Here is a 12,004-nt window from a genome sequence, read left to right on the forward strand (position 1 = left end):
GCTGTATGGAGGAGAATAATGAACTATAAATTTCCAAAAGATTTTTGGTGGGGAAGTGCATCTTCAGCTACTCAAATGGAAGGTGCATATAATATTGATGGAAAGAATCAGAATATATGGGATTATTGGTATGAAATATATCCAGAAAAATTTCATAACAACATAGGACCTTATGATACAAGTAATTTTTATTATAAGTATGAAGAAGATATAGCACTTATGAAAGAATTAGGACATAATTCATTTAGATTTTCTATAAGCTGGTCAAGACTTATAAATGAAGATCAAAGTGTAAATGAAAAAGCAGTTGAATTTTATAATAATGTAATAGATACGCTGTTAAAAAATGAGATAGAGCCTTTTATAAATTTATTTCATTTTGATATGCCAATGTATCTACAAAATATTGGTGGTTGGGAAAATAGAGAAGTTGTAATACTGTATCAAAAGTTTGCTAAAACTTGTTTTGATATGTTTGGAGACAGAGTTAAAAAATGGTTTACTCATAATGAACCAATTGTACCAGTAGAGTGTGGATATTTAGGTGAATATCATTATCCAGCAATAGTAGATTTTAAAAGAGCGATACAGGTAGGGTATCACATAATGTTATCAAGTTCATTAGCTATAAAAGAGTATAAAAAATTAAATCAAGATGGTCAAATCGGTATAATAATCAATTTAACTCCATCTTATCCTAGAAGCAATAGTAAAGAAGACTTAGATGCGTCAAATATAGCAGATTTAATATTAAATCGTTCATTTTTAGACCCATCAGTATTAGGGGAATTTCCTGGGAAATTAATAGAATTTGTAAAAGAACAGAATTTATTACCTATTTATAAAAGTGAAGATTTAGAAATTATAAAACATAATACTATAGATCTATTAGGAGTTAATTATTATCAACCAAGGAGAATAAAAGCAAAGGCAAGTGAAATAAAGGATGGAGAACCTTTAACTCCAGAATCTTTTTTTGATTTCTATGATATGCCTGGCAAAAAAATAAATCCTCATAGAGGTTGGGAAATTTATGAAAAAGGTATATATGATTTATCAATAAATATAAGAGATAACTATAAAAATATACCTTTTTACATATCGGAAAATGGAATGGGTGTAGAAGGAGAAGACAAATTTAAAGTAGATGGAAAAATAGAAGATGATTATCGTATAGAATTTATAAGTGAACATTTAAAGTGGGCACACAAAGCAATGGAAGAAGGATGCAATTTGAAAGGATATCATCTTTGGACATTTATGGATAATTGGTCATGGTTAAATTCATATAAAAATCGATATGGGTTTGTAGAAGTGGATTTAAATAATAATTATAAAAGAGTTCCTAAAAAGAGTGCATATTGGTTTAAAGATTTAATAAAAAATAATGGTTTTTAGTTTTAACATAGCTTTTACTTTAAAAGTTTAAATATATAAAGTTGGTTTAAAGAGTAAAAATAAAAATAGATAATTAGAGGGTATTTATATGTATTATATAGTGTTTGATATTGGAGGGACTGCTATAAAATATAGCATAATGACAGATAAAGGAGAGATGATTGAGTCTTATTCATGTAACACTCCAGAACAAGGAAAGGGAAAGACACAGAAAATTTTACTAGATATTATAAATGAATTTAAATATAAATATCAATTAGAAGGTGTAGCTATGAGTGTTCCAGGTGGTATAGATGATGATGGGTATATACACTTTATGGGACAAGTAACAGATCTTGAAGGTATGTATCTAAACAAATATATAAAAGAACATACAGGATTAGATGCAGCTTATGACAATGATGTTAACTGTGTTGCAATGGCTGAGAAGTACATGGGAAATGCTGTTAATAATAAAAATTTTGTGTGCATAACTATTGGGACAGGTATAGGTGGAGGCGTATTTATAAATAACCAACTATATAGAGGACATAGAGGCATGGCAGGAGAGTTTGGAATAAATATACTAGAACATAGATTATCGCAACTTAAAAGCATAGGAGACAAAAGTTTTAGTAAGTTAGGCTCTACATATAATTTGATTTCGAGAGTAAACAAAGTAAAGCAATCTCAATTGGATGGAATAGGAGTATTTAAACTTGCTCAAGAGGGTGATAAAGAAGTACAAAATTTAATAGAAGATTTTTATTTTTCTTTAGCTGTAGGAATTCATAATATAGTTTATAATTTTGCTCCGGAAAAGGTTTTATTAGGCGGGGGTGTTAGTGCTAGGTCGGATTTGATTGAAAAGATAGAAGAAAAGTTAATTCTTTTAAATGAAGATATATTAAATTTTGTGGAATTAGACACTTGCAAATTCCAAAATGAATCAGGAAAAATAGGTGCATTATACAACTTCCTAAATAGAAATAAATAGTTAATTAATTTATTAAAATAAATAAAAACTAAGGGGGAAATACAATGAAACATAGAAAACTTTTATCATCAGCAATAGCAGCAATGTTACTATTTTCAGCAGTTCCAAATACTAGTTATGCAATTTTAGAATCAGATATTGCAACTCAAGAAAAAAATGGACAGCCGTTCTCATCTTATTGGTATCCTAGTGAACTTTTAAAGTGGAACCCAAATACAGATAAAGATGCAAAATTTAATGTAGGAACAGTACCTCTTCAAGAAAGAACTGATGGAGAAAAGCAAAAAAAATCTCAAAATGATGAAGCCAAAGTTATATCACTAGCCATAGCAAATAAAACTACAAGTGCAACTCCATCTCAAGGAAAAGATGAATTTGATGGATATAATTTTAGCTATTGGCAATATATAGATACTTTAGTTGCATGGGGTGGATCATCCGGAGAAGGATTAATTTTAAGTCCAAGTGCAGACTTAATTGATGCAGCTCATACTAATGGGGTACCAGTGCTTGGAACAGTATTCTTCCCACCATTAGAATACGGAGGAAGATATGAATGGATGGAAGAATTTTTACAAAAAAATGCTGATGGAACATTCCCAATGGCAGATAAATTAGTAGAAGCAGCTAAATATTACAATTTTGATGGATGGTTTATAAATCAAGAAACAGGGGATAGGGAAACACTTAAACCAGAATTAGCGAAATCAATGAAAGAATTTTTAGCATATCTTCAAAAAATAAAACCAGATAATATGGAAATTATTTGGTATGATTCTATGATAGATGATGGTAGAGTTTTTTGGCAAAATAGATTGAATGATTATAATAAAAATTTTCTTGGAACTAACAAGAAACCTTTATCAGATGGTATGTTTTTAAATTTCTGGTGGACTAATGAAAAATATTCAGCAGTAGATCCTGCTAATATTCAAAATAGAATACCATATACAGTAACAGGGAAAGAACTGAATGAATCTGCTAAACTAGCAAAAAAAATGAAGAGAAGTCCATATGATTTATATGCAGGTGTAGATGTTCAAGCTGAAGGATATAATACAAAAATTAAATGGGATTATTTATTCCCAGAAGGAAAAAATGCAAATACATCATTAGGACTATATTGTCCTTCTTGGACTTTTGATTCAGCCAAAGACTTTGATGAGTTTTTAGAAAAAGAAAATAGATTTTGGGTAAATGAAAATGGAGATCCTAGAGAAAATAGTGAAGAGGATTGGAAAGGCATATCTAATTATATAGTAGAAAAATCGCCTGTTACATCATTACCATTTGTAACTAATTTCTCTATGGGTAATGGTAAATTCTTTAATGTAAATGGAAAGACTTTATCTAGTGATGAATGGAACCATAGAGGTATGATGGATGTAATGCCAACATATAGATGGGTAATAGATAATAAAAAGAATAACATAAGTGCTGATGTAGATTATACAGAAAGTTACTATGGAGGAAATTCAATTGCGCTTAGAGGTAAAATAGAAAAAGGTGGGAAAAGTGCAATAAAATTATATGCTTCAGAACTTAATTTAACTTCAGATACAGAGATATCATTAAAATATAAAACTAATAATGATAAAGTTAAGCTTAAATTAGAATTAGTTATAAATAATAAAAACCATATTGTCAATTTAGATACTAAGAAAAATGGTGAATGGGTAGACGCAAATGCATCTTTAAGTAAATATGAGGGGCAAGAACTAGAAGAAATTTCTTTAATTGTAGAAGGAAATGCTAAGTCAAATAAATTTAAGCTAAATTTAGGCGAAATGTCAATAACAGATGGAAATAAAGGAAATAAGATTTCTAAAGTATCAAACTTAAAGGTGGAAGATTTTAAAGTAATAGATAATTACTATGGAAATGTTAGATTAACTTGGGATAAAGGCAGTGAGGATGTAAGTCACTATGAAATCTATATGGAAGATGAAAATGGTAATAAAGAACTTATAGGAGCTACTCCAACTAATGCTTTTTATGTAAATGATATAGAAAGACAACTTACAATAGATACTAAGACAAGTTTTATAGTTAGACCAGTAAGTAAAACTAATAAGAGTGAATTACAAAATGAATCTAAAATAATAGTTGAGTGGCCTGAGTTAGAAGCGCCTAAGGCGGATTTTGAGGTAAGTGCTCCTATAGTAGCCCCAGGAGAATCAATTACTTTAACGGACAAATCATTAGCTGAAAATAAAGTTAAGTGGAAAATAGAAGGCTTACATAAAAATGAAGAATTAGAAGGTGAAAATGTAACTGTTAAATTTGATAAGCCGGGAGTTTATACTGTTACTCAGATATCATCTAATCCTGCAGGGGAAACAATAAACAAAAAAGAAGATTTTATAGTTGTAAGTAGTCAAGCTAAAGGTGGTTTGAAAAATTTAGCACTAAATAAAGATGCAGTTGCAAATACACAAGTAAATGAGAATGAAGCAGCTAAATTTGCTTTTGATGGAAAGTTAAATAGTAAATGGTGTGCATTTGGAGAAAAAGGAAATTGGATAGAAGTTGATTTAGGAAAAGAAATGACAATAAAAGAATTACGTATGATCCATGCACAAGCGGGTGGAGAAGCTGCTAGTATGAATACATCTGAATATACAGTAGAAGTTAGCAAAGATAAGAAAGTATGGAAAGCGTTAAAGGATATAAAAGGAAATACTAATGCTGTGTCAAAAGATGATTTAGGATATGAACTGGCTAGATATGTAAGAATAAAGATAAATAAATCAGAGCAAGGAACAGGTGGAGCAACTAGAATTTATGAAATTGAAGTACTTGGATTAGATTCTGAAAAGATAACTGTACTAGATAATAAACAAGCTTTAATTCAATTAAATAGCACAATTGAAAATATAGAAAATGAATATAAAAAATTAGGAAAAGTAGATAAGGAATTTGAAGCTATATTAGAACAATCTAAAAATGTAGTTAATATGGTAGAAGTTGAAAAAGAAGAAATTTTAAAAGAAGAATCTAACTTAAAAGAAGCATTTTCTAAATTAAAGGAAGATAAAAGTGATATATATAATGAACGATTAAGTTAAAATGTATAAAAAATATGTAGGTATATTAACACCTGATGTTGAATTATATAAGCTGATGTAAGTATTTACATCAGCTTATAATATTTTAGTAAAGAGAGGTTAAGTTTATGTTTGGTAAAATAAAAAACTTTGAAGTTGATAAAAACATTATAAAAATTGAATATGAGAAATTAGAAACAAAAATAACTATAATAAATCCATCTACAGTAAATTTCTTTGTCCCTAATTTTAGAAAAGAGCAGAAATCGAAGGCTATTGAAAATTTAATAGTAGAACATTGTAATATAAATATATTAAAACAAGATAGCTATATAGAAATATCAACAGATATTTTAGTTATAAAAATTTATGATGAATTTAAAGTCGATATATATAATAAAGAAGGAAAATTGATTTGTGAAGATTACAGAGGCAAGAGAGAACCATTTATAAAAAATTGTGCAGGTAGGCTAGATATAGCAACTCAAGAAGGTCATAAGCCAACTGAACATATGGATTATACAGTATTTATTCCTAAGAATTTAGAAAACAATACGTATTTTTATGGATTTGGAGAAAAGACAGGCCATTTAAATAAAAATGGATGTCATTATATAAATTGGAATACAGATGACCCAAGTCCACATGGAGAAACATATGAAAAACTGTATAAATCAATACCATTTTTTATATCGATGAAAGATGAAGAAGCATTTGGAATATTTTTTGATAATACATTTGAAACCCATTTTGATTTAGGTAAAGAAAATTCTAAATATTATTACTTTGCATCTGTAGATGGAAATATAGACTATTACTTTATTTATGGGCCAGATATAACTGAAGTTGTCAAAGGATATACAAATTTAACAGGAACAACACCACTTCCTCAGTTATGGACACTAGGATACCAGCAATGTAGATGGGCATATTGTCCAGAGCACAATGTAATGGATATAGCTAAAAAATTTAGAGAAAAAGATATACCATGTGACGCTATATACTTAGATATAGAGTATATGGATGATTTTAGAGTATTTACATGGGATAATAAAAAATTTCCTAACCCTAAAAAAATGATAAAAAACCTTAAGGATGACGGCTTTAGATTAGTGACTATTATAGATCCAGGTGTAAAAGTAGACAAAGGATATAAAATTTATGATGAGGGCTTAAAAAATGGATATTTTGCAACTGATAAAAATTCAATAGTATATACTAATTGGGTTTGGCCTGGAAATTCGGTATTTCCAGACTTTATGAATAGTGATGTCAGACGCTGGTGGTCAAATAACCAAAGGATAATGCTAGACTATGGCGTATCAGGAATATGGAATGATATGAATGAGCCAGCGAGCTTTAATGGACCTTTACCAGATGATATAAAATTTAATGAAGATGGTAATATTGTAGAACACAAAGAAGTACATAATGTATATGGTCATATGATGGATAAAGCAACGTATGAAGGAATAAAAGAGTCTATAAATAAAAGGCCATTTGTTGTAACCAGAGCAGCATATTCAGGAACTCAAAAATACTCAACTGTATGGACAGGAGACAATCAAAGTACATGGGAACATTTAAGAATGAGTATACCAATGCTTATGAATTTAGGATTAAGTGGATTTGCTTTTTGTGGAACTGATGTTGGAGGATTTGGATATGATTGTACATCTGAACTTTTAAGTAGATGGGTACAAGTAGGCGCATTTACACCTTTGTTTAGAAATCATACAACAATATACTCAAGAGATCAAGAACCATGGGCATTTGATAAATTAAAAGAAGATATAAATAGAAAATATATAAAATTAAGATATAAATTAATTCCGTATTTATATGATACTTTCTATAAAGGAGAAAGAGATGGACTTCCAGTAATAAGACCTTTAGTTTTACATTATCAACAAGATGACAAAACATATGAGATAAATGATCAATTTTTATTTGGAGAAAATATAATGGTTGCTCCTGTACTTGAACAAGGTAAAAAAGCAAGAATGATATATTTACCTAAAGGAGAGAATTGGATAGATTATTGGACAAAAGAAAGTTTTGAAGGTGGTCAATATATAATAAAAGAAGCTCCATTAGAAATATGTCCTATCTATATAAAAGAAGGAAGTATAATACCTAATTTTCCAGAATTAAGTTATATAGGAGAAAAAGAGATAAAAACATTGATATTAGATATATACACAGTTAAAGATGGTGAATTTGAATATAATCACTATCAAGATGATGGTGAATCTTTTGAATATAAAGATGGAAAATATAATTTATATAGTATTAAAGTTAATAACTCTCATAAATTAAATATTACCATTGATTTAATTAAAAATGGATACGATAAAATATATGATGAAGTTCAAATAAACTTAAACGGAACAAATAAGCTTTTAAGAAAATTTGAAAATAATAAGGTAGTTATAGATATAGATAAAAATTAAAAAATATTTATATAAATATAAAAAAGAGTGATTAAATCACTCTTTTTTATTATCTTTTTAATTCTATTATATTTTCAACAAGGGCCTTACATCTACCACATCCAGATCCAGCTCCTGTTAATTCAGCAACTTTATCAGTTGTATCTGCACCATTTTTTACTGCGTTAACAACATCTTCAAGAGAAGTTCCCTTACATCCACAAACAGATGCTAATATTTTCTCAATTTCACCAGAACATCTACCACACCCAGTAGCAGCACCAGTCATTTCCTTTATTTCATCTAAAGTACGAGCGCCATTTATCATTGCCTTTCTTATATCTATGTAACTAACTTGTTTGCAATGACATATTATCTTATCTCCAGCCATATTAAATCTCCTTTTTAAATTGTAATTTATTTTATTATAATATAATACCCAATTTAATAGAATTAAAAACAACTAAATAAAACAATATAATAATAAAGTAGTTATATAAGTATTGCAAAATAGATTAAAGAATGGTATTAAAGATAATAATAATTATGATATAATAAAATTTACGAAAAGAATACGAAAACATAAGGATGGTGCTTTATAAATGAAATGGGCAGAAATAACAATTAAAACTACAACTGAAGCAGTTGAAGCTATAACTAATATATTATATGAACAAAATGTAGGGGGAGTATCTATAGAAGACCCTAAAGACTTTAAATTCCAAAAGAAACATGAATATGACTGGGATTTTGTAGAAGAAGAAATATTCAATAGCGGATATGACGGAGTTATAATAAAAACTTACATAACAGAAGAAAGAGATGTATCTGATGATATTAAAATAATAAAAGAAAAAATAGATGGATTAAAAGAGTTCGGAATAGACATAGGTGATGCTATTGTAGAATTATCACAAGTTGATGAAGAAGATTGGGCAAATGAATGGAAAAATTATTACAAGCCAACAAAGATAGGGCAAAAAGTAGTTGTTAAACCAACTTGGGAAGAATATGATCTTCAAGATGGTGATTTAATAATAGAGCTTGATCCAGGAATGGCATTTGGTACAGGTACTCATGAAACAACAAGTATGTGTATACAACAATTAGAAAAATATGTAAAAAAAGATTCTAAAGTGTTTGATATAGGATGCGGAAGTGGAATACTTGCAATAGCTGCTGCAAAGCTTGGAGCGAAAGAGGTTTTAGCAGTTGATTTAGATGAAGTTGCTGTAAAAGTATCTAAAGAAAATATAGAATTAAATAATGTAGAAGAGACAGTAGTTGCTAAGCATGGTAATTTAATGGAAGTAGTTAAGGATAAAGCTGATATAGTAGTTGCAAATATAATAGCTGATATAATAAAAATATTAGCTAAAGATATAAAGAACTTTATGAAAGAAGATGCAGTATTTATATCTTCAGGAATAATACATGCAAAAGTTGAAGAAGTAAAAGAAGCTTTAATAGAAAATGGATTAGAAATAATAGAAGTACAAACTTTAGGTGAGTGGAACGCTATAGTATCAAAGATTAAGTAGGTGACATAAATGGATAGATTTTTTGTAGAAAAGAAAAATATAAATCTAGAAAGTAATACTTGTATCATTGAGGGTGAAGATGTAAAGCATATATCTAAAGTTCTAAGATGTAAGAATGGTGAAAAATTAGAAATATGCGATAATGATAACAATGAATACATATGTGAAATTACTGATATAGATAAATCAATAGTTGAGCTAAATATATTACAAAAAGTTGATATAAAAAGAGAATCAGACTTAAAAATAAAATTGTATCAAGGATTACCAAAGGGCCCTAAAATGGAAATGATCCTTCAAAAGCTTACTGAAGTTGGTGTTGATGAAATAGTATTAGTTCAAACGAAGAGAAGTGTAGCTAAGGTTGACGATAAAAAAGAAGATAAAAAAATTGAGCGTTGGGAACGAATAATCTATGAAGCAGCTAAGCAAAGTAAAAGAGGTAAAATTCCTAGATTAAGAGGCATTTTAAGTTTTAAGGAAGCTTTATTAGAAATGAAAGAAAATGATTTTAATATAGCCCCATATGAAAATGAAAGAACAAAATCGATTAAGCAAGCGATAAAAGGTGTAGATATAAATAACATAGGTGTTTTTGTTGGACCAGAAGGTGGATTTGACGAAAGTGAGATAGAAGCAATAGAGGAGATTGGCGGTCAATCAGTATCTTTAGGACCTAGAATATTAAGAACCGAGACAGCATCAGTTGTCGCTTCATCTATAGTACTATATGAATTAAGCGACTTAGGAGGAAATGAATAAATGAAAAAAGTAGCTTTTTACACATTAGGTTGTAAAGTAAATCAATATGAGACAGAAGCTATGCTTGAGATGTTTGAAAAAGACGGATATGCTCAAGTTGATAGTGAAGAATTTGCAGATGTATATGTAATAAATACATGTACTGTAACACACATGAGTGATAGAAAATCACGTCAATATATAAGAAGAATGAAAAAGAAAAATCCAGATGCAATAATTGCAGTTGTAGGATGTTATTCTCAAGTTTCTCCAGAAGAAATACTTGAAATAGAAGAAGTAAACTTAGTAATGGGTACTAATGAAAGAAGACAAATAGTAGAAGAAATTAAAAAAATTGACTCAAGCCAAAAAGCTAGTACAGTTGATGACATAATGAAAGTTAGAGCATTTGAAGAAATTGAAATAAGTCAATCTAACGGAAGAACTAGAGCATTCATGAAAATACAAGATGGATGTGATAGATTCTGTTCTTACTGCATAATACCTTATGCAAGAGGTGGAAAAGTAAGAAGTAGAAATAAAGAAAGTATACTAGAAGAAGTTCAAAAATTAGCTTCAAATGGGTACAAAGAAATAGTTTTAACTGGTATACATGTCGCATCTTATGGAAAAGACTTAAAAGATGAACAAATGACATTATTAAGTGTTATAAAAGAAATAAATGAAGTTGAAGAAATAGAAAGAATAAGATTAAGTTCAGTAGAACCTGTTTTATTTACTGATGAGTTTGTAAATGAAGTATCAAAAATGCCAAAAGTTTGTCCTCATTACCATTTATCACTTCAAAGTGGATGTGATGAAACTTTAAAAAGAATGAATAGAAGATATACTACAAAAGAATATAAGGAAATAGTAGACCGCTTAAGAGAAAATATACCTAATGTAGCAATAACTACTGATGTAATAGTAGGTTTTCCTGGGGAAACTAATGATGAATTCAATAAAACTTATGAATTCTTAAGGGACATCGAACTTTCTCAAATGCATATATTTAAATATTCGCCAAGAAAAGGTACTCCAGCTGCTACAATGGATAATCAAATAGATCCACAAATGAAGCAGTTTAGAAGTGATAAACTTTTAAATTTAAATAAAGAGAATTTTAATAAATTTGCAAGTAAATTTGTTGGACAAGAAGTAGATGTACTATTTGAACAAAGTGTAGAACAAAATAGATATGAAGGTCTAACTTCTAATTATATAAGAGTAGTAGTAGAAACAGATAGAGATATTCAAGGTCAAATACTAAAAACAAAAATTTTACATGTTAAAAATGAATATGTAGAAGGTGTTTTAGTATAGGACATAGAAATAGAACTTTTGTATAAATAAAAGGAGGTGTAGACATGAGTTGTATATTTTGTAAAATAGTAAATGGAGAAATTCCATGTAGTAAAGTTTATGAAGATGATAAAGTTTTAGCTTTTAATGATATAAATCCGGTAGCTCCATATCATATATTAGTTATACCTAAAGCTCATTATGAAAGTATAATAGATATACCAGAAAAAGATATGGAAATAGTAGCACATATTCATAACGTTATTAATAAAATAGCAAGTGATAAAGGATTTGATAAAGCTGGCTTTAGAATAATAAATAATTGTGGTGAAGATGGAGGCCAAGAAGTTAAACATATTCATTATCATATTTTAGCTGGAAAGAAGCTACCATTATATGAAGCACAAGCTAAATAACTAAAAAAACAAAAAATAACTTTGTTATTAAACAAAATACTTGAAAAAAATTTAAGATTAGTTTATAATAAACAAAGTGTGAGGTTGTAATGCATTTATGCAGATATAATCGTAGTTACAGTCCCAGCATAATTCGCGCTATCGGAGGGAG

General features: G+C 28.7%; 9 protein-coding genes. 8 read left to right on the forward strand and 1 reads right to left on the reverse strand.

The features are described from left to right. Positions 1–18: 18 nt before the first annotated feature. From NWE74_RS15510 to NWE74_RS15525, 4 genes are all read left to right on the forward strand, one after another. Positions 19–1,398, forward strand: coding sequence for a glycoside hydrolase family 1 protein (locus NWE74_RS15510; protein ID WP_258243873.1), 1,380 nt, complete (start codon positions 19–21; stop codon positions 1,396–1,398). An 88-nt stretch (positions 1,399–1,486) separates the two neighbouring features. Continuing rightward, positions 1,487–2,374, forward strand: a complete 888-nt coding sequence (locus NWE74_RS15515) for an ROK family protein (protein ID WP_258243874.1) — start codon at positions 1,487–1,489, stop codon at positions 2,372–2,374. 44 nt (positions 2,375–2,418) lie between these two features. Then, complete coding sequence (locus NWE74_RS15520; protein ID WP_258243875.1) at positions 2,419–5,442, forward strand: endo-beta-N-acetylglucosaminidase; 3,024 nt, start codon at positions 2,419–2,421, stop codon at positions 5,440–5,442. A 107-nt stretch (positions 5,443–5,549) separates the two neighbouring features. Then, complete coding sequence (locus NWE74_RS15525) at positions 5,550–7,874, forward strand: glycoside hydrolase family 31 protein (RefSeq protein WP_258243876.1); 2,325 nt, start codon at positions 5,550–5,552, stop codon at positions 7,872–7,874. Positions 7,875–7,923: 49 nt separating this feature from the next. Here NWE74_RS15525 and NWE74_RS15530 read toward each other — a convergent pair whose 3' ends face one another. Continuing rightward, positions 7,924–8,244 (reverse strand): (2Fe-2S)-binding protein, encoded by a 321-nt coding sequence (locus NWE74_RS15530; RefSeq protein ID WP_258243877.1) that lies wholly within the window; start codon positions 8,242–8,244, stop codon positions 7,924–7,926. Positions 8,245–8,455: 211 nt separating this feature from the next. Here NWE74_RS15530 and prmA point away from each other — a divergent pair, with 211 nt between their 5' ends. Genes prmA through NWE74_RS15550 form a run of 4 tightly spaced genes read left to right on the forward strand, consistent with a single transcriptional unit; the run spans position 8,456 to position 11,853 of the window. Then, complete coding sequence (prmA, locus tag NWE74_RS15535) at positions 8,456–9,394, forward strand: 50S ribosomal protein L11 methyltransferase (protein WP_258243878.1); 939 nt, start codon at positions 8,456–8,458, stop codon at positions 9,392–9,394. A gap of 9 nt (positions 9,395–9,403) precedes the next feature. Next, positions 9,404–10,156: a 16S rRNA (uracil(1498)-N(3))-methyltransferase gene (locus tag NWE74_RS15540; RefSeq protein WP_258243879.1), complete on the forward strand. Its 753-nt coding sequence runs from the start codon at positions 9,404–9,406 to the stop codon at positions 10,154–10,156. Next, positions 10,157–11,458 (forward strand): tRNA (N(6)-L-threonylcarbamoyladenosine(37)-C(2))-methylthiotransferase MtaB, encoded by a 1,302-nt coding sequence (gene mtaB, locus NWE74_RS15545; RefSeq protein ID WP_258243880.1) that lies wholly within the window; start codon positions 10,157–10,159, stop codon positions 11,456–11,458. 44 nt (positions 11,459–11,502) lie between these two features. Beyond that, positions 11,503–11,853, forward strand: a complete 351-nt coding sequence (locus NWE74_RS15550; protein ID WP_258243881.1) for a histidine triad nucleotide-binding protein — start codon at positions 11,503–11,505, stop codon at positions 11,851–11,853. Positions 11,854–12,004 lie beyond the last annotated feature (151 nt).

Source organism: Romboutsia lituseburensis (assembly GCF_024723825.1).
In the GTDB taxonomy this organism is placed as follows: domain Bacteria; phylum Bacillota; class Clostridia; order Peptostreptococcales; family Peptostreptococcaceae; genus Romboutsia_F; species Romboutsia_F lituseburensis_A.

Bases quoted from the DNA above. Each gene is read 5' to 3' on its own strand.
- NWE74_RS15510 (WP_258243873.1), top strand. From the start codon at position 19: ATGAACTATAAATTTCCAAAAGATTTTTGGTGGGGAAGTGCATCTTCA.
- NWE74_RS15530 (WP_258243877.1), bottom strand. From the start codon at position 8,244: ATGGCTGGAGATAAGATAATATGTCATTGCAAACAAGTTAGTTACATA.
- NWE74_RS15520 (WP_258243875.1), top strand. From the start codon at position 2,419: ATGAAACATAGAAAACTTTTATCATCAGCAATAGCAGCAATGTTACTA.
- NWE74_RS15550 (WP_258243881.1), top strand. From the start codon at position 11,503: ATGAGTTGTATATTTTGTAAAATAGTAAATGGAGAAATTCCATGTAGT.
- NWE74_RS15525 (WP_258243876.1), top strand. From the start codon at position 5,550: ATGTTTGGTAAAATAAAAAACTTTGAAGTTGATAAAAACATTATAAAA.
- mtaB (WP_258243880.1), top strand. From the start codon at position 10,157: ATGAAAAAAGTAGCTTTTTACACATTAGGTTGTAAAGTAAATCAATAT.
- NWE74_RS15515 (WP_258243874.1), top strand. From the start codon at position 1,487: ATGTATTATATAGTGTTTGATATTGGAGGGACTGCTATAAAATATAGC.
- NWE74_RS15540 (WP_258243879.1), top strand. From the start codon at position 9,404: ATGGATAGATTTTTTGTAGAAAAGAAAAATATAAATCTAGAAAGTAAT.
- prmA (WP_258243878.1), top strand. From the start codon at position 8,456: ATGAAATGGGCAGAAATAACAATTAAAACTACAACTGAAGCAGTTGAA.